Origin of the sequence: Stenotrophomonas tumulicola, assembly GCF_014117215.1 — a bacterium.
GTDB classification, from domain to species: Bacteria; Pseudomonadota; Gammaproteobacteria; order Xanthomonadales; family Xanthomonadaceae; genus Stenotrophomonas; species Stenotrophomonas tumulicola.
Genome location: NZ_JACGXS010000013.1, coordinates 52,312 through 74,499, shown reverse-complemented (window position 1 = coordinate 74,499; position 22,188 = coordinate 52,312). Strand labels below are relative to the sequence as shown.

17 protein-coding genes and 1 pseudogene are annotated in these 22,188 nt (G+C 67.1%); 7 read left to right on the top strand and 11 right to left on the bottom strand.

The window, feature by feature from the left end; all coding sequences use genetic code 11:
- Positions 1-24: 24 nt before the first annotated feature.
- Positions 25-591 carry an elongation factor P-like protein YeiP gene (gene yeiP, locus H4O11_RS17515; RefSeq protein WP_182341535.1) on the top strand — a complete coding sequence of 189 codons (567 nt, stop codon included), beginning with the start codon at positions 25-27 and terminating at the stop codon, positions 589-591.
- Between the two features lie 121 nt (positions 592-712).
- Here the strand turns inward: yeiP and H4O11_RS17510 are convergent.
- From H4O11_RS17510 to H4O11_RS17495, 4 genes and pseudogenes are all read right to left on the bottom strand, one after another.
- A pseudogene (locus H4O11_RS17510) lies at positions 713-1,009 on the bottom strand (hypothetical protein); the annotation flags it as partial.
- Positions 1,010-1,242: 233 nt separating this feature from the next.
- Entirely contained in the window at positions 1,243-3,027 is a 1,785-nt protein-coding gene (locus H4O11_RS17505) for an Lnb N-terminal periplasmic domain-containing protein (protein WP_182341532.1), read from the bottom strand.
- Entirely contained in the window at positions 3,027-3,341 is a 315-nt protein-coding gene (locus tag H4O11_RS17500; protein WP_182341529.1) for a DUF2388 domain-containing protein, read from the bottom strand. The genes H4O11_RS17505 and H4O11_RS17500 overlap by 1 nt, the downstream gene beginning before the upstream one ends.
- A 60-nt stretch (positions 3,342-3,401) precedes the next feature.
- Positions 3,402-4,790 (bottom strand): FAD-binding oxidoreductase, encoded by a 1,389-nt coding sequence (locus H4O11_RS17495; RefSeq protein ID WP_182341526.1) that lies wholly within the window; start codon positions 4,788-4,790, stop codon positions 3,402-3,404.
- A 172-nt stretch (positions 4,791-4,962) separates the two neighbouring features.
- On the opposite strand from H4O11_RS17495, the gene serA reads away from it, so the two are divergent.
- A complete protein-coding gene (gene serA, locus H4O11_RS17490) occupies positions 4,963-6,204 on the top strand; it encodes a phosphoglycerate dehydrogenase (RefSeq protein ID WP_182341523.1) in 1,242 nt (413 codons plus the stop codon).
- Between the two features lie 130 nt (positions 6,205-6,334).
- On the opposite strand, the gene H4O11_RS17485 is transcribed toward serA, so the two are convergent.
- Positions 6,335-6,901: an NUDIX hydrolase gene (locus H4O11_RS17485; protein ID WP_182341520.1), complete on the bottom strand. Its 567-nt coding sequence runs from the start codon at positions 6,899-6,901 to the stop codon at positions 6,335-6,337.
- Between the two features lie 181 nt (positions 6,902-7,082).
- Between H4O11_RS17485 and H4O11_RS17480 the strand changes: the two genes are divergently transcribed.
- The 5 genes from H4O11_RS17480 (at position 7,083) to mtnC (ending at position 12,266) form a co-directional block, all read left to right on the top strand.
- The gene (locus H4O11_RS17480; RefSeq protein WP_182341517.1) at positions 7,083-8,558 is read left to right on the top strand and encodes an amino acid permease; all 1,476 of its coding nucleotides are present in this window, start codon (positions 7,083-7,085) and stop codon (positions 8,556-8,558) included.
- A 96-nt stretch (positions 8,559-8,654) separates the two neighbouring features.
- Positions 8,655-10,082: an amino acid permease gene (locus tag H4O11_RS17475; RefSeq protein WP_182341514.1), complete on the top strand. Its 1,428-nt coding sequence runs from the start codon at positions 8,655-8,657 to the stop codon at positions 10,080-10,082.
- 191 nt (positions 10,083-10,273) lie between these two features.
- Entirely contained in the window at positions 10,274-10,915 is a 642-nt protein-coding gene (locus tag H4O11_RS17470; protein WP_182341511.1) for a methylthioribulose 1-phosphate dehydratase, read from the top strand.
- Between the two features lie 94 nt (positions 10,916-11,009).
- Positions 11,010-11,567, top strand: a complete 558-nt coding sequence (locus tag H4O11_RS17465) for a 1,2-dihydroxy-3-keto-5-methylthiopentene dioxygenase (RefSeq protein WP_182341508.1) — start codon at positions 11,010-11,012, stop codon at positions 11,565-11,567.
- 3 nt (positions 11,568-11,570) lie between these two features.
- Positions 11,571-12,266 (top strand): acireductone synthase, encoded by a 696-nt coding sequence (gene mtnC, locus H4O11_RS17460; RefSeq protein WP_182341505.1) that lies wholly within the window; start codon positions 11,571-11,573, stop codon positions 12,264-12,266.
- 53 nt (positions 12,267-12,319) lie between these two features.
- Here mtnC and H4O11_RS17455 read toward each other — a convergent pair whose 3' ends face one another.
- From H4O11_RS17455 to H4O11_RS17430, 6 genes are all read right to left on the bottom strand, one after another.
- The gene (locus H4O11_RS17455) at positions 12,320-14,926 is read right to left on the bottom strand and encodes a beta-mannosidase (protein ID WP_182341655.1); all 2,607 of its coding nucleotides are present in this window, start codon (positions 14,924-14,926) and stop codon (positions 12,320-12,322) included.
- 117 nt (positions 14,927-15,043) lie between these two features.
- Positions 15,044-16,228, bottom strand: a complete 1,185-nt coding sequence (locus H4O11_RS17450; protein ID WP_182341502.1) for an AGE family epimerase/isomerase — start codon at positions 16,226-16,228, stop codon at positions 15,044-15,046.
- Complete coding sequence (locus H4O11_RS17445; RefSeq protein ID WP_182341499.1) at positions 16,228-17,223, bottom strand: carbohydrate kinase family protein; 996 nt, start codon at positions 17,221-17,223, stop codon at positions 16,228-16,230. The genes H4O11_RS17450 and H4O11_RS17445 overlap by 1 nt, the downstream gene beginning before the upstream one ends.
- Before the next feature lie 7 nt (positions 17,224-17,230).
- Positions 17,231-18,547, bottom strand: a complete 1,317-nt coding sequence (gene fucP, locus H4O11_RS17440) for an L-fucose:H+ symporter permease (protein WP_182341496.1) — start codon at positions 18,545-18,547, stop codon at positions 17,231-17,233.
- Positions 18,548-18,591: 44 nt separating this feature from the next.
- Complete coding sequence (locus H4O11_RS17435; protein WP_182341493.1) at positions 18,592-19,647, bottom strand: LacI family DNA-binding transcriptional regulator; 1,056 nt, start codon at positions 19,645-19,647, stop codon at positions 18,592-18,594.
- Between the two features lie 94 nt (positions 19,648-19,741).
- Positions 19,742-22,138 carry a GH92 family glycosyl hydrolase gene (locus tag H4O11_RS17430; protein ID WP_246333592.1) on the bottom strand — a complete coding sequence of 799 codons (2,397 nt, stop codon included), beginning with the start codon at positions 22,136-22,138 and terminating at the stop codon, positions 19,742-19,744.
- Positions 22,139-22,188 lie beyond the last annotated feature (50 nt).

Sequence of the window (22,188 nt, the reverse complement as noted above, 5' to 3'; positions counted from 1 at the left end):
CCTCCCCAATCAATCGATACGAACATGAAAGCCAGCGATATCAAGAAGGGCAACGTCGTCGAGCACAACAACGGCGTCTACCAGATCCGCGACATCGAGCGCAGCTCGCCGCAGGGCCGCGGCGGCAACGTCCGCTTCCGTTTCATCATGTACAGCGTGCCGGGCGGCAACAAGCTCGACGCCAGCTTCGACTCCGATGACAACCTGCCGGAAGTCGAACTGCTGCGCCGCCAGTCCACGTACTCCTACAAGGATGGCGAAGCGTTCGTGTTCCTCGACGACGAGGACTACACCCCTTACACCCTGGATGCGGACGTGATCGGCGACGACGCCGGCTACATCACCGACGGCCTGGCCGGCATCTACGTGCAGGTGATCGACGACCAGCCGGTGGCCGTGCAGTTGCCGACCAGCGTGGTGCTGGAAGTCGTCGAAACCCCGCCGGAGCTCAAGGGCGGCACCGCGACCAAGCGTCCGAAGCCGGCCAAGCTCAATACCGGGATCGAGATCATGGTGCCGGAATACATCGCCAACGGTGAGCGCGTGCTGGTCAATACCGCCACCGGCGAGTTCGCCGGACGCGCGGACTGAGCCCGCTGCCGGGCAGCGCCGTCGCGCGCGGCCCGGCATTCCGCCTGGCATGGTTTGAAATTTCGCCGAGGATGGTTTGGCGTTCCGCCGAGCATGGCTCGGCGCTACCCGGCGTGGCGATTTACCTTGTCGCGCTGAAATTGCCGCAACCATGCAACTGGCGGGCGCCAACGGTGAGCATCGCCCTGGCCTCGAACTCGTGGCCGCTCATGTCGTCCTGGCAGGCCACGCGCTGGATGCTCAGCTTGATCGGCGTACCGTCCGCTGCCGTGCCCGTCCAGCCATCCGGACCCTGCGTCGGCGTCGCCACGTCATACGTGCTCTCGCCGTAATCCACTTCCACGTGCAGGCCGGGAAACTGCTCGTCGCCAAATACCGCCAGCCACCCCGGCTCGTTGCCGGTGGCGCGGAAAGCACCTGGCATGGCCTCTGCCGGCGGTGTCTCGACGGCAGGCGTCGCGGCAGCGGTCTCGGGCTGAGGCTGGGGCTGCCGGTCACCCGTTGGCTGGCAGGCAATGGCCAGCGCGACGATCAGCGCAGTCGGCAGAAGAAAAAGCGATGGGCGCATTGACGGCTCCTCGTCTTCAATCAACAACGAGCTAACCTAGCACTGCGCCGCCCAACACAGCGGGAACGGCCTGTACCACCCATTCAGTCTTCAGCGGCCGGCATCGGTGCTGCCTGTCGCCGGAGATGCTTCCCCAACACGTCCAGGTTCGCTTCCAGCTGCTCCAGCTCGTCGCGCTGTGCTTGCGGCAGCGACTGCCGCATGCGTTCGCGCAACTGCTTCCATGCCTGCGGCGAGTGTTCTGAAAACGCGGCCAGATGCGGCTGCAGGCGCCCCAGTTCCTCGCCCTGGGGCAGGCCATAACCACCACCTTCCAGCATCGCGCCGGGGCGCAGCCATTGCCCGGACTGCTGCAGCAATACCTGCAGGTTACGCGCGCCCTCGCTGTCGGGCTGCTTCAGCAATTGCCGCTTCAAACGGTCGCGTGCGCGCAACTCGGCCCGGCCGAATGCAGCCTGTTCCAACAGCAACAGGCCGGCGGTCGCGCGCATGCCGCCCTGCGTCAGCCACGGCGCGCGCGCCGATGCATCCAGCTTGATCCATGCAGCAGCGTCCTTCGCGGGCAGCGCCAGCTGCGCCTTCGCCGCCGCAAACAGGACCTCGTAATGCGTGTCGCTGGATTCGAAATAGAACCCGTCACGGATCGCCTTGGCACGGTCGTCCAACACCGACTCATCCAGCATGCCCAGCCGGCCCAGGCGCCGCCTCAGCCCGCTCGGCGAGAAGCGCTCGATACCGGGTTCCTGTAGCGCCGGCACGCCGGCCTGCAACAGCTTTGCGGTTTCCACCGCGCAGTTGTTGCTGACGAAGTAGTAACGTCCGTCGTAACTCCAGTGCACCTGCGCCGTACGCTCCAGCAGCCCGGCAATCTGCCGTGGCGACAACTGCAATGGAATCGATGCCAATCCGCGCTGTTCCACCTTGGTGTATTCGTCCACCACCTGTTGCAGCGGCAGCACGAACAACCGGGACGGATAGCCGCCGGTCAGCCCACGCCAGCTGGACAGCTCGACATCGCCGACGAAGGCACGGAACGACAATACGCGGTGCTGGTCCAGGTCCAGGCGACATGCCGGGCCCGGCTCGCGCCCTTCGCGGCAGATCACCAGCCGCAGCATGCTGTGGCCCCAGCGGCTCATCGCCACCTGCCCGCCTTCGGCGAACAGGTAATCCACTGCATGGACGCGCGCCGGATCGAGCTGCAGCAGTTCGACGGCACCTTCCTCGTCGCCAGCCTGCAGCAACGGCACGGTGCTCGCGCAGGAAACCGTCGGCGCGGGACGCGGCCCCAGCGCATGGTCCAGCCAGGCTGCCAGCGCAGGACGCCGGCAGGCAAAATCGTCGTCCAGCAGCCAGTGCTCGCTGTTCACCGCCAGGTACTCGGCCGCACTCTCCAGCTCATACGCATCCGGGCTGCGGTCGCTGAAATGGTTCGCGCTGCGCCCCAGCTTCCACGGTCGGCGCTGCCAGCCGGCCAGTTCACGCAGGCGCGGATCACGTGACCAGCGACCGGCCGGAGCACGGTCGGCGACATGCACCAGTTCGTGCACCAGCGCCGCCTGCAACCTGCGCAGGCCGGCATCGCCCTCGCCTGCCAACAGTGCGCGCTGCAATCGCAGCTGGCCCGCGAACGCCCGCCCCGCCACGTGGCCGGGAAGCGCGTCGGTCCAGTGCACCGGTACCTGCGCCGGCAGCGCATCGCGCAGGCCGCCCGGCAACCGCTCGGCCAGGCCCTGCACCACCGCCTGCGCCCGCGCGCGTTCGTCCTCGCCCAGTCCGGCCGGGTCGGAAACCAGTTCGGTTGCCTGCAGCACAGGCGCCACGCACAGCAGGCACGCCGCCAGCCACGCACGGCGTGCCACCGCCATCAACGTGCGAGCAGTGCCTGCGCCAACGCCAGGTCGCTCGCCTCGCGTGCAGCCACGTCACGCTCGCGCAGGTGCGCCAGCGCCGCCTGCAGGCGCACGCCACGGATCTGCCCCTCGCTGGCGACGAAGGCGGCCGCGTCATCGCGGGCAGCCAGGACCACCTTGTCATCGCCGGAGCTGCTGCCCGAGGAATTGGACGAAGCGCCTGACGCCGAGCCGGCCGAGGTGCCAGCGAAGCTGGAGGCACCGGCCGCCAGCGGCAGCGCCAGCAGGGCCAGCGCGAGCGGAGTCAGGAGAAGGGGCAATCGGGTCATCGGCGGTTACTCGTGAAAGGATCGTGCAGAGCGTAACCGACCATCGACATCAGCGGCATGTCAGCTGTCGAACACCTTGCCGGGATTCAGCCGGGCTTGCGGATCGAAGGCACGCTTGACCGCCTTCATCAGCGCGATCTCGGCCGCCCCGCGGGTGCTGCCCAGGTAATCCTTCTTGACCAGGCCGATGCCATGTTCGGCCGATATGCTGCCGCCGAAGCGCGCCAGCACCGCGGCCAGCAGCTTGGTCACGTGTTCGCATTGCTGCAGGAATTCCGCATCGCCGGTGTCATCGGGCTTGAGCACGTTGATGTGCAGGTTGCCATCGCCGATGTGGCCGAACCACACCACCTCGAAGTGCGGGTACGCCTCGCCGATCAGCGCCTGGGTTTCGGCCAGGAATGCCGGCATCGCCGATATCCGCACCGACACGTCGTTCTTGTACGGCTTGTAGCGCGCCACCGCCTCGGTGATGCCCTCGCGCAGGCGCCACAGTTGCGCGGCCTGTGCGTCGCTGGCACTGATCACCCCGTCGCTGACCCAGCCGTTGCCCATGCAGTCTTCGAACGCCGCCATCGCCGCCGCTTCCTGCGCCTCGTCGCCAGCAGCGAACTCGGTGACCACGTAATACGGATGGACCTCGTCGAACGGTGCCTGCGCGCCATGCGCCAGCACGTGGCGCAGCGCCTTGTCGGTGAAGAATTCGAAGGCCTGCAGCTGCAAGCGCGCGCGGAAGGCAGCGAACACCTGCATCAATACCTCGAAACTGGGGATCGCCAGCAGCATCACGTTGCTGGCCGGCGGCGGGTCGGTCAGCTTCAGGGTCGCCTCCACGATCACCCCCAGCGTGCCTTCCGAGCCGATCAGCAGTTGCCGGAAATCGTAGCCGCTGGAGTTCTTGACCAGGCCCTTGTTGAGCTCCAGCAACTCACCGTCGGCGGTGACCACCTTCAGCCCGGCGATCCACTCGCGGGTGTTGCCGTAACGGATCACCCGGATGCCGCCGGCATTGGTGGCGATGTTGCCGCCGATCGAACACGAACCGCGCGCGGCGAAGTCCACCGGATAGATCAACCCGTGTTCCAGCGCGGCGTTGTGCACCGCCTCCAGCGGCATGCCGGCCTGCACCACCAGCGTGCGGTCCACCGGGTCGTAGTCCAGCGCCTTGTTCATGCGTTCCAGGCTGAGCACCAGCTCGCCATTGGCCGCCACCGCGCCACCGGACAGGCCGGTACGCCCGCCGGAGGGCACCACGGCCACGTTTTCAGCGGCGCTCCAGCGCATCACCGCCTGCACCTGCTGCACCGTCGACGGCAACGCGATCGCCAGCGGCGCCGGGGTCCAGCGCCGGGTCCAGTCCCGCCCGTAATGCTCCAGGTCGGCGGCATCGGTCTGCAGCCGCAGGTCGGGGACGGCCTGGCGGAGCGAGGCAAGGCGGAGGTCGGTCATGGCATTCCAGCACGGCGCGGAGAACGGCAAAGCGTGCCAGTGCCGGTGCCCAGCGTCCAGCCCCGTCGACGCCTGCCGCGATGGCTACGGATGCAACCAATTGCGCAGTGCACCATCGCCCGTTCCATCTGGCATAGTGGTCAGCCCTTGTCCCCGCTGGCCGTGCCGTCCCATGTCGCCGAAGAAGACCTCTTACCCCAAGCAGGATATCCGCGTACTGTTGCTGGAGGGGGTCAGCCAGACCGCCGTGGATGTATTCACCGCGGCCGGTTACAGCCAGATCGAACGGCATTCCAAGGCATTGCCGGAAGACGAACTGAAGGCACGCATCGCCGACGCGCACATCGTCGGCATCCGTTCGCGCACCCAGCTGTCGGCCGACGTACTGGCCGAAGCCAAGCGGGTCATCGCGGTGGGCTGTTTCTGCATCGGCACCAACCAGGTCGACCTGGACGCGGCCGAACTGCAGGGCATCCCGGTGTTCAACGCGCCCTATTCCAATACCCGCAGCGTGGCCGAACTGGTCATTGCCGAAGCGATCATGCTGACCCGCGGCATCCCGCAGAAAAACGCCGAATGCCATCGCGGTGGCTGGTCGAAGTCGGCCGCCGGCAGCCATGAAGTACGCGGCAAGACGCTGGGCATCATCGGTTACGGCCACATCGGCACCCAGGTCGGCGTGCTGGCCGAATCGCTGGGGCTGCAGGTGATCTTCCACGACGTGGAAGCCAAGCTCTCGCTCGGCAACGCGCGCGCCGCCGCCAGCCTGGACGACCTGCTGGAACGTTCGGACATCATCACCCTGCACGTCCCGGAGACGCCGGCCACGCAATGGATGATCGGCGCCACCGAACTGGCGAAGATGCGCCGCGGTGCGCACCTGATCAACGCCGCGCGCGGCACCGTGGTCGACATCGGCGCGCTGGATGCCGCGTTGCAGTCCGGCCACATCGGCGGCGCTGCACTGGACGTGTTCCCGGCCGAACCGAAGGGCAACGGCGATGCGTTCGAGTCACCGCTGACTGCCCACGACAACGTCATCCTCACCCCCCACGTGGGCGGCAGCACGCTGGAAGCGCAGGACAACATCGGCGTCGAAGTGGCGGCCAAGCTGGTGCGTTACAGCGACAACGGCAGCACCCTGTCAGCGGTCAACTTCCCGGAAGTCACCCTGCCCGAACACCACGGCAGCCTGCGCCTGCTGCACATCCACCGCAACGTGCCGGGCGTGCTGTCCAAGGTCAACGAAACCTTCTCGCGGCACAACGTCAACATCGACGGCCAGTTCCTGCGCACCGACGCCAAGGTCGGCTACGTGGTGATCGACATCACCGCCAGCGAAGCCCAGGCCAGCGCCGTACGCGAAGAGCTGGCCGCCATCACCGGCACCCTCCGCACCCGCGTCCTGTACTGAAAAAAGGACGCGCCGCGCCGTCGCACCGAAACGCGCCATGCCGTAACGCCGGGACGCACCGCACCGTAGCGCCGGGCCATGCCCGGCGAGCGCAGCGGCACCGCAACCATCCGCCGGGCATGGCCCGGCGCTACAGAGCCCAGCGGTGGGCCATGCGCTGCAGGGAGGCGTCGGCCTGCGGGTCGTGGGCGATCTCCGCCACCGGGCGCCAGGCCAGGTCCAGCGATTCTTCGCTGACCACGAACGCCTCCGAAGCACCTGCACGGATCACGAAACGCACGTCGTAGTGCCAGTGTCCGGCCACGTCACCGCGTTCGGGAATCCAATGCTTGTCCAGGTCGAAGATCGCCGGGTCGTCCAGCACCAGCCCGGTCAGTCCGGATTCCTCTTCCGCCTCATTCATCGCCACGCGCGCCAGATCGTGATCGCCATCGGCATGTCCGCCCAACTGCAACCATCGGCCAAGCTTGCGATGGTGGGTCAGCAGCACCCGCGTCCCATCTGCGCTGACCAGCCAGGCGCTGGCAGTGAAGTGGCCGGCCACGCGTTCGCGTAAAAAAGGATCGACAGGATCATCCAACAATGTGCCGAATTCGTCAGCCAGTGCGCTTTGCATGGGCACTTCAGCGGCATGGGCCTGCAGCAGTTTACGCAGGCGATCATCAAGCACGGCAAGGGCTACGACAGTTTCCGACATGTCCGACACGTGTTCAGCAACGATATCGGCCATTATCGCCACAAAATGTTGCACATGCGGCTTGTGTGCACCCTTCAGCTTTGGCTAAGGTACAACGGGGCCTTCGCATGGCCTTCATCCACCAGACGTGCCGGCGGCAATGCATCGCCGGCCACTCATGATCATTTTAGGGAAGTACCGCATGCTGAAAGCTCTGTTGAGGGTCAAGCCGGTCGCGCCAGCCGGACACGTCGATGCCGGCGAACCCATCGAAGGCAGCCTGGACGGCGAAGCCACCCTGAAACGGACGCTCACGGCCAAACACCTGATCCTGCTGGGCATCGGCGCAGTCATCGGCGCCGGCATCTTCGTGCTGACCGGGCAGGCCGCAGCCAACCACGCCGGTCCAGCCATCATGCTGTCCTTCGTGCTGGCTGGCATCGCATGCGCCCTGGCCGGCCTGTGCTACGCCGAGTTCGCCGCGATGATGCCGGTCTCCGGCAGTGCCTACTCCTACTCCTACGCTACCCTGGGCGAGGGCATGGCCTGGTTCATCGGCTGGTGCCTGGTGCTGGAATACCTGTTCGCCTCGGCATCGGTCGCGGTGGGCTGGTCGGCGTACCTGATCAGCTTCATCACCACCACCCTGGACATGCCCTTCCCCGATGCACTCAGCGCGGCGCCGATTGCCTGGACCGGCCAGGAGTTCGTCAGCTCGGGCAGGCTGTTCAACCTGCCAGCGGTGCTGATCGTGGCAGCGGTATCGGGCCTGCTGTACGTGGGCATCACCCAGTCGGCCTTCGTCAACGCCATCATCGTGGCGATCAAGGTCACGGTGATCTGCCTGTTCGTCGGCTTCGGCGCGACCCATATCGACCCGGCCAACTGGACCCCCTTCATCCCGGAGAACACCGGCGTGTCCGGCGAGTTCGGCTGGAGCGGCGTGTTCCGCGCGGCGACCATCGTGTTCTTCGCCTACATCGGCTTCGATGCGGTCTCCACCGCCGCGGGCGAAACCAAGGACCCGCAACGCAACATGCCGATCGGCCTGCTGGGCTCGCTGGCCGTCTGCACGGTGGTCTACATCATCGTCTGTGCGGTACTGACCGGCATGATGCCGTTCCACCTGCTGGGCACCGACAAGCCGGTCGCCACCGCGCTGGAGCCCTACCCGACCCTGGTCTGGTTGAAGACTGCCGTGGAGATCGGTGCCATCGCCGGCCTGTCCTCGGTGGTGCTGGTGATGATGATGGGCCAGACCCGCATCGCCTACACCATCTCCCGCGACGGCCTGTTGCCGAAGCTGTTCGGCAAGGTGCACGCGCGCTTCCACACCCCGTACTGGAGCACGATCATCGTCGGCACCCTCGCCGCCGCGCTGGCCGGCCTGGTGCCGCTGAACGTGCTGGGCGAACTGGTTTCGATGGGCACGCTGCTGGCCTTCGCCACCGTCTGCATCGGCGTGCTGGTGCTGCGCTACACCCGCCCCGAGCTGGAGCGTCCGTTCCGCGTGCCGCTGGTGTGGGTGATCTGCCCGCTGGGCGCGGCGATGTGCCTGTTCCTGTTCTGGCAGGCGTTCGTGGTGCATTGGCACCTGTTCGTCGGCTGGACCATCCTCGGCCTGCTGATCTACTTCGGCTACGGCATGCGCAACAGCAAGCTCGCCAGGTCGCCATGATGCTTCGACGGGCCGGCACCTTGCCGGCCCGTCTGTTTCCACGCACGTTTCCCCGCAGGTCCCAACGGCCTGCCCGCACCGACAAGACCAACACACATGCTCAAGCAACTGTGGGCCACCAAGCATCCGCACGCCGCCCATGAAGACGCCAACGGGCTCAGCCTGACCCGCACCCTTGGCCCATGGGGGCTGACCGCGCTGGGCATCGGTGCGGTAATCGGCGGCGGCATCTTCGTCATCACCGGCCAGGCCGCTGCCAACCACGCCGGCCCGGCCATCATGCTGTCATTCGTGCTGGCGGCGATCTGCTGCGCGTTCTGCGCACTGGCATACGCCGAGTTCGCCGCGATGGTGCCGGTCTCCGGCAGCGCCTACAGCTACACCTATGCCACCTTCGGCGAGCTGGCCGCCTGGTTCATCGGCTGGATGCTGGTACTGGAATACGGCGTCTCCGCCTCCGCCGTGGCGGTCAGCTGGACAGGTTATTTCCTCAGCCTGCTCAGCCATTTCGACATCCACCTGCCCGCTGCATTCGTGAGCGCACCGCTGGATGGCCAACTGCGCCCCACCGGCGCCATCGCCAACGTGCCGGCCGCCATCCTGGTGCTGCTGCTGACCTGGCTGTGCTACGTCGGCATCCGCAAGTCGTCCGGGATGAACATGGCCATGGTGGTGTTGAAGACCGGGCTGATCGTGCTGGTCATCGTGGCTGGCTGGAAGTACGTTGACCCCTCCAACTGGACGCCATTCATCCCGGAAAACCAGGGCCCGGGCCAGTACGGCATGGACGGCGTGCTGCGCGGCGCGGCGATGGTGTTCTTCGCCTACATCGGCTTCGAAGCGGTCTCCGTGGCGGCGCAGGAATCGCACCGGCCGCAGCGCGACATGCCGATCGGCATGATGCTCTCGCTGGTGGTCTGCACCGTGCTGTACATCGCCATGGCCGCAGTGATGACCGGGCTGGTGCCGTACCAGCTGCTGGGCACCGATGAACCCGTGGTCACCGCCGTGGCCGCACATCCGCAGCTGGGCTGGTTGCGCGTGGTGGTGGAGATCGGCGCACTGGTCGGCCTGTCATCGGTGGTGCTGGTGATGATCATCGGCCAGCCACGGATCTTCATGATCATGGGCCGCGATGGCCTGCTGCCGCCGCTGTTCACCAAGATCCATCCGACCTACCGCACCCCGCACATCAACACGGTCATCACCGGCATCGGCATCGCCCTGCTGGCCGCGCTGTTCCCGCTGGACGTACTGGGCGAACTGACCTCGATGGGGACGCTGATCGCCTTCGCCGCCGTCTGCGCCGGCGTGCTGGTACTGCGCCGTACCCAACCGGACCTGCCGCGTCCGTTCCGCATCCGCGGCGCGTGGCTGGTGTGCAGCCTGGGCGTGCTGAGCTGCCTGGCCCTGCTGTCGGCGATGACAGTGCACAACTGGATGCTGATGGGCGTGTGGACGGCGGTCGGTTTCGCCATCTACTTCGGCTACGGTTTCCGCCACAGCCGCCTGCGCGGGAAGTAAAGCCCGCGACGACCCCGTGGCGCCCTGCGTGGTGAAAAACAAGCCGCCGGGCATGGCCCGGCGCTACCACCACGGCCGCCTGCGCGGGAAGTAAAGCGCGCAACCAACCCGTAGCGCCGGGCCATGCCCGGCGAGCGCCCTGCGCGGTGAAAAACAAGCCGCCGGGCATGGCCCGGCGCTACAATGTGGGCATGAACGCGCCTACTTTTCCGTACGATACCCAGCGCCTGAGTGAACTGGCACAGCTGCTGATCGACAACGTCCGCGAGCTGGCGCAGGCCGGCTGGACGCCGGCGACCAGCAGCAACTTCTCGCATCGCCTGGACGACCGCCACGCGGCCATCACCGTCTCCGGGCGCGACAAGGGCCGGCTGATCGAAGACGACATCATGGTGGTGGACTTCGACGGCAAGGCCGTGGGGCGTCCGCTGCGTCCGTCAGCCGAGACCCTGCTGCACACCCACCTGTATCGCCGCTTCCCGGAAATCGGCTGCGTGCTGCACACCCATTCCCCGGTGCAGACCGTGGCCTCGCGCCTGTACGCCGCGCAGGGCCACATCCGCCTGGAAGGCTACGAACTGCTGAAGGCCTTCGCCGGCAACAGTACCCACGAAATGGCCATCGACGTACCGGTCTTCGCCAACACCCAGGACATGGACGTACTGTCGGCACAGGTGGATGACCTGCTGGACCGACAAAGCCTGTGGGGCTATCTGATCGACGGCCACGGCCTGTATGCCTGGGGCCGTGACATGGCCGAGGCCCGCCGCCACCTGGAAGCCTTCGAATTCCTGTTCCAGTGTGAACTCGAACTGCGCAAGCTGCGCGGCTGAACCGGCACGCCGCGGACCAGATTCCACAATGGAATCTGGCCCCGTGCGCCGGGCTGCTACCCTATCCTTCCCCCGAAACGTTCAAGCCGACGCCATGAGCCGACTGCGCATCTACGACGATACCGCCCCGGAATCCCCGTTGCTGGATACCCAGGACGGTGACCGCATCACCACCGAGCTGCAGAAGATCGGCGTCACCTTCGAACGCTGGAAGGCCACCCAGCCGGTCGCCGCCGGTGCCAGCCAGGACGAGGTGTTCGCCGCCTACCGTGCCGACATCGACCGCCTGGTCGCCGAGCGCGGCTTCAAGAGCGTGGACGTGGCCTCGATCGCGCCGGACAACCCCAACCGCGCCGAACTGCGCAAGAAGTTCCTCGACGAACACTTCCACAAGGAAGACGAGGTGCGCTTCTTCGTCGCCGGCTCCGGGCTGTTCACCCTGCACGTGGCCGACAAGGTCTACGAGATCGAGTGCGTGAAGGACGACCTGATCGCCGTACCCGACGGCACCACCCACTGGTTCGACATGGGCGACGCGCCGAACTTCGTGGCGATCCGCTTCTTCACCGAAGCCGATGGTTGGGTAGGCCATTTCACCGGCACCGACATCGCGCAGAAGTTCCCACGCTACATTCCTACCCAGGCCTCCTGATCCATGCAGCCGCGCGTCATCCTCACCGACATCGAAGGCACCACCAGCAGCATCTCGTTCGTCAAGAACGTGCTGTTCCCCTATGCACGCAAGGCGCTGCCCGACTTCATCGCCACCCACGGCGACGAACCGCAGGTGCGCCGCTGGCTGGACACGGTGGCGGTGGAGATCGGAGGGGCCTGCCAGGACAGCCTGGTGGCCGAGACGCTGCAGGGCTGGATCGACCAGGACCGCAAGCACACCGCGCTGAAGGCGCTGCAGGGCATGATCTGGGAATCGGGCTACCGCAGCGGCGCCTACAAGGCGCACTTCTACCCCGAAGTTGCCGCCGTACTGGAAGGCTGGCACACCGCCGGACTGGCGTTGTACGTGTACTCCTCCGGATCGGTACCGGCGCAGAAGCAGTTCTTTGGTTTCAGCGAAGACGGCGACCTGACCGCGCTGGTGTCGGGCTGGTTCGATACCGAAGTCGGCGGCAAGCGCGAGGCCGACAGCTACCGCCGCATCGTGCAGTCCATCGGCGTGCCGGCCGGCGAGATCCTGTTCCTGTCCGACGTGGTGGAAGAGCTGGATGCCGCACGCGAAGCAGGCCTGCAGACGCGCCTGCTGGATCGGCTGGACGATTATCCCCTGCCACGCACCGGCGAAGCCACGCACGGCCACGACCGCGCAGAAAACTTCCAGCAGATAGCGTTTTAAAGGCGGCCCAGGCCCCCGGGCCATGCCCCACCGTTAGTGACGGGCCATGCCCGTCACCGCCGGCCAACCATCACATCGCCCAACGTCTGCACGCGCAACGCGGCGCGCAACGTATCGGCATCGGCATCGGCGTGCAGGCCGATCACCCTGCGCTCGCCTGGCAACAGGTCCAGCAGGTTGTCGTCCACCGTTGCAGCCAGCGCGCCAAAATCAATCCACGCGGCCCGCACCAGGCCGCGCGCCTGCAGCACCACGGCCCGTTCCGTGCCTTCGCCCTGGATGCCCGCTTCCAGCTGCCCGGGCAACAACGCCTGGTCGCGCGCCTCGACGAAATGCACCAGCTGGCGTGACAGTACGTGGCCCTCCTGCAGCAGCTCCACCACCACCAGCGTGCGCGCAGGATCGGCATCGCCGCGCAGCCGCGCATCGCTGAAACGCCCGACCTCCGTCGCCGAACCCGCCGCAAGCACCAACGCCTGCTCCTGCATGTCCAGCTGCCGCCCATCCACGTCCAACACCCGCAGCCGCCACTGCACCCGTTGCGGCCGAGGCGTATCGTTGAGCAGGCTGACGCGGGTGATTCCCTCGTCGCGCAGCGCTGCCACCGCCAGTTCGGCAAAGAAGCGACGCGCCTGGAAATGCAGCGGCTTCCAGTTCCCGTCATGGTCCAGGCCGGACCACGAGGCACCCGGCCACACGTCATTGAGCTGCCAGTACAGCGAACCCATCGTGTACGGACGCGATGCACGATGATGCAGCGCCGCCAGCGCGATGCCCTCGGCCTGCATCACCTGCCCCAGGTACAGGAACGCGGGGAAGTCCGCCGGCTCGCCGTAGCCGGCACGGATGTAATGCAGCAGGCGTTCGTTGCCCAGCCCCGCCATGAACTTCTGGTGCGCCTGGATCACCGGGCTGTCGATGCGCTGCCCGGCACGCGGCGCGATACGGTCGACCATCGCCTGCGACGGCCACGACTGCAGCCCGTACTCGGACATGAAGCGCGGCGTCTCGCGCAGGTACGCGCTGACCGGCAACGCCGGATTGCCCCATACCTGCCAGTAGTGCTTGTCGCCGCGCGTGGAGTCGTTGGCGGCCACATCCAGGTCGTTGCCCGGCGAGCTGGACCAGTACGGAACGCCCAGGCCTTCCTCGGCCACCACCTGGCGCAGGTCATGGCCGAACAGGTCCACATAACCCTGCCAGACCCTTGCCGCGAACGCGGGATCGGCCTGTTCCAGCTCGCGGCCATGGCCCCAGTCCTTCCAGGCCGTCTCTTCTTCGTTGTTGCCACACCACAGCACGATGCTGGGATGGTGGCGCAGGCGACGCACGTTGTCGCGCGCCTCGGCCACCACGCTGCGGCGGAACGCCGGATCGAACCCGGGCTGCATGCCACCGCCGAACATGAAGTCCTGCCAGACCAGCAGGCCCAGTTCGTCAGCCAGCTCGAAGAACGCCTCGTCCTCGTAGTAACCACCGCCCCAGTTGCGCAGCATGTTCATGTTGGCGTCGCGTGCGGCCGTCAGGATCGTGCGCAGGCGCGCCGCATCGACGCGCGCCGGGAACGCATCGAACGGAATGACGTTGGCGCCCTTGGCGAAGATCTCGCGTCCGTTGATGACGAAAGCAAAGCCCTGCCCGCCCTCCTCGTCCAGCTCACGGCGCAGTTCCACGCTGCGCAGCCCGATGCGTCGGCTGGCCTGCAGCGCGCGGCGGTCGCCGTCGCCCAACGACGCCTGCACCGTGTAGCGATCCTGTGCACCCTGCCCGGCCGGCCACCAGCGGCGCGGCTGGGCGATCCGTACCGGCACCTCGACGCGATGTTGCCCGGGTTGCAGCAGGACATCGCGCAGCACCCGCGCCACCCGGTGCCCTTCCGGGTCGCGCACCTCCAGCTGCAGCGGAACCGATACGGCCGGGCCGTCATGCTCCACGTCGACCAGCGCGGTCAGTTCAGCCGCATCGGCGTCCAGCTGGTCGGTGCGAACGGCCAGGTCGGTTACCCGTTGCCCGTCCCACGTTTCCAGCCTCACCGGACGCCATGCACCGGCGGTCACATAGCGCGGGCCCCAGTCCCAGCCGAAATGGTAGGCAGGCTTGCGCACGAAGTTGCCGACCATCGCGTCTTTCGGCTCGTCGCCATAAGGCGAGGGATAGTTGCCCGCGATCCTGTGCGGCATCGCCTGCACCGTGGGCAGCAGCGTGGTGATCGGCGAACGGAACACGATGCGCAGGGTGTTGCCACCCGCGCGCAGGCGGCCGTCCACGCGGCGGGTCCAGGTGCGATGGGCGTTGTCGGCGCGCAGCAGGGGCTGGCCGTTGAGCTCGACCTCGGCAAAGGTATCCAGGCCCTCGAACACCAGCTCCGCATGTGGCCGCGCCAAGGTGCCGGCATCGACGTCGAAGTCCGCGCGGTACTCCCAGTCCGCCAGCCCGATCCACTGCAGCCCGGCCTCCGGCGCACCGACGTAGGGGTCCGGGATCAATCCATGCGCGAGAAGATCGGTATGCACGCTGCCCGGCACCTGTGCGCTGCGCCAGCTGCTGGCCTCGGGGTGTTCACGTACCTGCGCGTTGCCCGGCAGCAGGCGGAATTCCCAGCGCGCGTCGAGCGGCGTGGCGAAGGCCAGCAATGGCGCCAGGCATGCCAGCAGGGTCATGCAGATGCGCAGGAAAGCGTGTTTGATCAGCATGGCCGTGCCCCTTCGATGTAGGTAGTGACGGGCCATGCCCGTCACCCACGCGCAGCGCGCAATGCCGCCGGGCATGGCCCGGCGCTACGGACGTACTACGTTCAGCACTTCGTAGCAGGCGCCCATCGTGTGGTAATCGACCTTGCCCGCCGGGCTCTTCTCGTCGCTGTACTTGCGGTTGTCCGCATCCAGGATGCGGAACCACGCGCCATGCACATGATCGACGAAATGGGCCCACGAATACGCCCACAGCCGCTCATACCAGTCCCAGTACACCGCCTCGCCGGTGCGCTTTGCCAACAGCGCGGCAGCCGCCAGCGATTCGGCCTGCACCCAGAAATACTTGTCGTCGTCGCACACGCCACCATCGGGATCGAAGCCGTAATACAGCCCACCGCGCCCTGCATCCCAGCTGCGTTCGACCGCCACGTCGAACAGGTGGCACGCCGTCGGCACCAGCCAGTCCGCCTGCACATGCCGGTCCAGGATCAGCAGCAGCTTGGCCCATTCGGTCTGGTGCCCCGGCTGGAAGCCCCATGGCCGGAACAGGTGCTTGGGATCGTCCAGGTTGTACTTCCAGTCGACGTTCCAGTCGCTGTCATAGTGCTCCCAGACCAGGCCATCGGCCTTGGCCGCCTGCCGTCGCGTCATGATGTCCGCCAGCTGCAGCGCACGATCCAGGTAACGCTGCTCGCCACTGGCCTCGAACGCAGCCAGCATCGCCTCGCACATGTGCATGTTGGCGTTCTGGCCGCGATAGCCGCTGAAGTTCCACTGCGCATCGGCTTCGTCGCGGTACAGGCCATGCTGCGGTTCGAAGAAGCGCCGCTCCAGCAGCTGCCAGGTTTCATCCATCCAGCCGCGCGCCTCCTCGATGCCCGCCTTCAGCGCGCAGCTGTAGGCCAGCAGCACGAACGCCACGCCATAGCAGTGGTTGGTGTCGTCCTCCACCTTGCCATCGCGCAGTGTCCACGCGTAGCCGCCGGTGGCAGGGTTGCGGTGCACCTCGCGCAGGTAGCGCACGCCATGCTGCACGCCTTCCAGGTAGGCCGCGTCGCCGAACTCGCGGTAGGCCATGGCGTAGTTGAAGACGAAGCGCGTGCTGCTCACCAGGTGGCGATGCGAGGCGTCGTACACGCTGCCATCGTCACGGAAGTAGTGGAAGAAGCCACCCTTCGGGTCGATGCAGCGCGGATGGTAGAACGCCATCGTGTCGGCGACGTGGCCGCGCAGGAACGCGGGGGAGCGGAAATCCGGGGTCTGGGTCATCAGTGCGATTCCTGTGGTTGCAGCAGCAGCGCATCGACTTCGCCGCGCGTGGGCATCGCGGCGAAGGCGCCCTTGCGGGTCACCGCCAGCGCGCCCACCGCCGCGCCGAAGCGCAGCACGTCGGTCATCGCGGCGACATCGGTACAGAATGCCGGCAGTCCGGCGGCATCCACGCCGCGTTCCACCAGCGCGGTCAGCAGGCCGCCAACGAAGGCATCGCCTGCCGCGGTGCTGTCCACCATCGGCACGCGGAAGCTGGCCGCCTGGCCATGGCCCTCGCGCGTGCGCCACTGCAACGGCGCGGCACCGTCGGTGACCACCACCCAGCGTGCCTGCGCGGCAAGCAGCCGCTGCAGCACCTGCTCTGCCCCGTCCGTGCCCAACGGCGCGGCCAGGAAATCCAGCTCCTCGCGCGACAGCTTGACCACGTCGGCCAGCTCCAGCGCCTGCCACAGCCACGGCAGCGGGTCGCTGCCTGCCGGCCACAACGCCGGGCGCAGGTTGAGGTCCAGGCTGACCAGCGCGCCTGCCGCGCGGGCCCGCCGCATGCCCTCGTAGGTGGTCCGTGCGATGTCCGCTTCGGTCAGGCTGTTGGAGCACACATGGAAACAACTGGCCTGGGAAAAGCAGGCCGGCTGGAAATGCGTGGCACGGAACAGCAGGTCCGCCGCGGGCGGGCGGTAGAAGCTGAAACTGCGCTCGCCCTGCGCGTCCAGCGCCACGAACGCCAGCGCGGTCTTGGCCGCATCGGTGCGGGCAATGAAGTCGGTGCCGACCCCCTGCTGCTGCAGGCTGTCGGCGAGGAAATCACCAAACATGTCGCGGCCCAGCATGCCGACGAACTGGGTATCCACGCCCAGCCGCGCGGCGGCCACCGCAACGTTGGCCGGGGCACCACCGGCGTACTGCAGGAACGCCCGCGGCTGCTCCGGGGAAGCCGGCGGTTGAGCTAGTAGATCGATCAAAATCTCGCCGAAACAAACAATGCTGCCCATCCCTGGCTCAGCCTCCCTGGGGTGTGTTGGCGGGCAGGCGGGCGCCTGACAGGCCGAAGAAGATGATGTAGCCGTAGCACAGCAGCGGCAGGATGAAGCTCGGCTGCAGGCCGATATGGTCGGCCAGCACGCCCTGCAGGTACGGCACCAGCGCGCCACCGACGATGGCCATGATCAGCAGGCTGGACGCCTTGTTGGTCAGCGGCCCCAGGCGTTCGATGCCCAGCGCGAAGATGGTCGGGAACATGATGGAATTGAACAGGCCGATGGCCACCACCGAGTACAGCGCGACCTGCCCGGAACTGGCCATGGTGGTACCCAGCAGCAGCACGTTGACGGTAGCGAACAGGGCCAGCATGTGCCGTGGCGAATAGCGCGCCAACAGCGCCGAACCGGCGAAGCGGCCGATCATGGCCATGGTCCAGTAGGCCGACACATAGTGCGTGGCTTCCTTCTCGCTGAAGCCACCGATGGTCGGCATCGACAGGTAGTTCACCAGGAAGCTGCCGATGGACACTTCGGCACCGACATAGAAGAAGATGCCCAGCACGGCGAACAGCAGGTGGCGGTGGCGCAGCGCGGCGCCATACCCCACCTTGTGGCCGTCATCCACCTTTTCGGTGTTCTCGCTCAGCGTCGGCAGGCGGAACAGGTAGACGAACAGCGCCAGCAGCACCAGCGCGATCGCCAGCCCGATGTACGGACCCTGCACCGACTGCGCTTCGGCCGCACGGTAAGCCGCCTGCTCGGCCAGCGGCAACAGCTCGATCTCATCGGCGCTCTTGACCGTGTTGGCCAGGATCAGCATGCCGCCGAAGATCGGTGCGATCGCCGTGCCCAGCGAGTTCAGGGCCTGTGCCAGCGTCAACCGGCTGGAGCTGGTCTCCACCGGTCCCAGCAGCGCAACGTACGGATTGGCCGCTACCTGCAGCACGGTGATGCCGCTGGCCAGCACGAACAACGCGCCCAGGAAGGCTTCGTACTGGCGCAGTTCGGCGGCGGGCCAGAAGCCCAGCGCGCCCACGCCGGCAATCAGCAGCCCGGCAACGATGCCTTTCTTGTAGCCCAGGTGCGCGACCAGCCGACCGGCCGGCATCGACATCAGGAAGTAGGCGCCGAAGAACGTGAACTGCACCAGCATCGCGCGCGCATAGTTCAGCTCGAACACCGCTTTCAGGTGCGGGATCAGGATGTCGTTGAGGCAGGTCAGGAAGCCCCACATGAAGAAGATCGTGGTGGCCACCGCCAGCGCGACGCGATTGTTGACCGTCGGTGCGCCACTTCCGGGCGTGGGATTCAGGCGGGGCGTTGATGAGATCGGCATGCGGGGTCGCGCCTCAATGCGCGTAGGTTCAATGGGGAAGGAAGTCAGGTCGGGCGTGCTGCGCTGCTTTCGCGGATACGCAGTTGCAGCGGGGCAACGGTCTGCCGTGGCGGCGCATCGGGCGATTGCACGCGTTGCAGCAGCAGTTCGGCGGCTTGCCGTCCGCGTGCGCGCGGATCCACGGTCAGCGTGGTCAGCGGCGGCACCGCAACGGCGGATTCTGGAATGTCATCGAAGCCGGTGACGGCGAAATCGCCACCCGGGCGGATCCCGCGCGAGGTCAGGCCCAGCATCAGCCCCAGCGCGACGGTATCGTTGTAGCAGACCGCCGCACTCGGGCGCAGGCCATCGGCAAACAGCTCGTCCACCCGCGTGGCCGCTTCCAGGCGGTTGGGCGCCGATTCGATCAGCCACTGCGGCGACACCGCCAGCCCGGCCTCGGCCAACGCCTGCTGGTAACCGGCGCGTCGCTGCGCGCAGGAACTGGACGCGGCGTGGCCGCCGAAGAAGGCAATATCGCGGTGGCCGCGTTCGATCAGGTGGCGGGTGGCCAGGTAGGCCCCCTGCTGGTTGTCCAGCGACAGGAAATCCCAGTCGGCGCCGTCCATCGTACGGTTGAACAGCAGCACGTTGGCGGTCGGACCCAGGGCCTGGCGCACCTCGGTCGCATCGCTGCCTTCGGCCGGCGACAGGATCATCCCGGCAGGCGTGTGCTCCATCAGCGTGCCCAGCACCGCCTGCTGGCGTTGCGGCGATTCGCCGGTGCTGCCCAGCAGCGTCACGTAACCCTGCTCACCCAGCGCCTCGTCCACCCCGGCGGCAAACTCGGCGAAGAACGGGTTGGACAGGTCGTTGATCACCAGCGCCACGCTGGATGACGTGCGCCGGCGCAGGTTGGCCGCCGCGCGGTTGTAGACGTAGCGCTGGCGCCGCAGTTCCGCTTCCACCCGCGCACGCGTATCGACGTTCACCAGCGGGCTGCCGCGCAGCACCAGCGACACGGTCGCCCGCGATACGCCGATCGCATTGGCGATGTCGGTCACCGTGACCGCGCGGTCTCCCCCCTTGCGCGGCGGCTTCGTGCTGGTGGCGTCATTCATGCTGGGATGTACCCTGCGCTGGGGGAAGTGCCTGAATCATAACGGGCGCAGCCCGCCGTGCCACTGGCAACCGTCGCGCATATCCGGCAATGGATCATTGCAGCACGCTGCCCGGGGCGGCGCAGAACGACACCGGCAGGTCCTGCGTGGCGGTGCCCCAGCCCTGTTCCGGCGCCTGCGAACCCAGCGTCCACTGGATGCTGGCGCCATCGCGCAACGTCTCCCAGTCCAGCCATACCGCGGCCTGCGCCTTCCCATCCACGCGCACGTCCTGCACGTACTGCAGGGTGCGGCCATCGGCGCCCGGCGCACGCAGCGTCAGCTGCCGGCCATTGCCCAATGCGACATCCACCTTGGCGAAGCGCGGCGCGTGCAGCAGGAACTGGCCGCTGCCCGGCACCGCCGGGTACAGGCCCAGCGCACTGAACAGGTACCAGGCCGACATCGTGCCCAGGTCGTCGTTGCCGGTAACGCCATTGGGCGCATTGGTGAACAACTGCTGCGCGGCCCGCACCACCGCGGCGGTCTTCCACGGCTGGCCGATCAGCGTATACATCCACGGCGCATGCAGGTCCGGCTCGTTGTTCGGGTTGTAGCGGTACTGGTTGTAATAGCTGTACGGCCCGACCACCCATTCGCGGCGCGCGGCCTGCAGCGGATCGGCCAGCAGCGCATCCATCGCGAAGAACGTATCCAGGCGCTTGCCGGCCTGCTCGCGGCCATGCATCGCTTCCACCAGCCCGGGCACGTCCTGCTGCACCAGCCACTGGTACTGCCAGGCGGTGCCTTCGTGGAAACCATGGTGCGAGCGCGGGCTGTAATGGCCGTCGGACGGGGTATACCACTGCTCGCCCTCGGTGCGTGGACGCGGGAAGCCGGTGAACCCGGTCTCCGCATCGCGCACCGAAGCGTCCCACACGTTGCGCCAGTTGCGGCCGCGCTGGCGCAGCACCGCCGCGTCATCGGCGTGGCCCAGGCCATCGGCCATCTGTGCCAGCGCGCAGTCGGCCAGCGCGTATTCCAGTGTCGCCGAACCGCCATGGTGCGGGTCCACGTCCATGCCCTTCGATGGGAACGCGCGGTCGTACACCACGTAGCCCTTGTCCAGGTAGGTGGGGTTGCCCGAACGGCCGGCAGCCCGCGAGTTGAGCGGCGGCACGTCGAAGGCATTGCGGCGCAACGCCGACCACGCCTCGCCCTCGCGTCCCTGCAGCGCACCGAAGCGCCACAGGTCGGCCATGAACGGCGTTACCGGATCGCCGGTCATGATGTTGGTCTCGAAGTTGGCATAGCCCCAGCGCGGCAACCAGCCACCCTGCGCATCGATAGCCAGCAGGGTGCGGCCGATATCGCGCGCCACCTGCGGACGGGTCAGCGCCAGCCACTGGTTCTGCGCGCGGTAGGTATCCCACAGCGAGAAATACTCGTAGTAGGTCCAGCCGTCGGCGCGGTGGATCGCATCGTCGTAACCGCGGTAGCGGCCATCGGCATCGCTGCCGGTCAGCGGCTGCAGCAGCGCGTGGTACAGCGCGGTATACAGCACGGTGCGATCATCCTTGCTGCCACCCTGCAGCTTCACCGTGGACAGTTCCTCGCGCCAGGCGTCCTGGGCCAGGCCGCGCATGCGGTCGAAGCCAAGCAGCTTGTCGCCCTGCATGCCCTCGCTGCGCAGGTTGTTGCGCGCACCTTCGGCATCCACGTGCGAGATCGCACTGGTGGCGGTCACGGCGCGGCCATCGGCCAGGTCGAAACTCAACCAGGCCCCGTTGGGCTTGGTTTCGCCCTCCATGCTGTGGCGCGCGCCAGGCAGGCCACGTTCTTCGCCCCAGGTACCGAATGCCTTGAACGGGCGGTCGAACTCGATGCGGAACCAGCTGGTGTACTGGTGGCCACCACAGAAACTCTTGGTGACCAGCTTGCCTTCCACGGCACGGTCGCCCACCACGTCCACCACGCTGCCGATCACCGAATGGCGTTCGTTGGCCTGACCGACATTGACCAGCACGTGCCCTTCCTGCTGCCCGGCCGCGAAGGTATAGCGTTCGGCGGCGGCGCGGGTACGCGCGGTGGCCTCGGCATCGATGCCGCCGTAGCCGGTCAGGCGCACGCGGTAGTAACCGGCCTGGCCGATCTCGCCATCGTGGGTATAGGCCGATGCATAGACCTTGTGGTCGAACGCCTTCGAACTGGCGGTGTCGAAATCCCCGCCCGGCCCGATGGTCCCCGTCACCGGCAGCACCGACACCTGCCCGCCCTGCTCCCAGCAGCCCGCGCCGGACAGGAACGAATGGCCGAAGCCGCGGATCTTCTCATCGTCGTAGCGCCAGCCGGCGTAATGGCTGCCGATGGGGCTCACCTGCACCAGGCCGAACGGGGCGGAGGCACCCGGGAACGTGTTGCCGTCATCCTTGCTGCCGATGAACGTATTGACCTCGCGCTCCAGCGTGGCCGGCGCGGCATGCAGGACGGGCACCACGGCCAGCGCGAACAGGCAGGCCAGCCTGGCCAGCGGCGTGGTGGCGCGCAGGGATGAACAGCGTC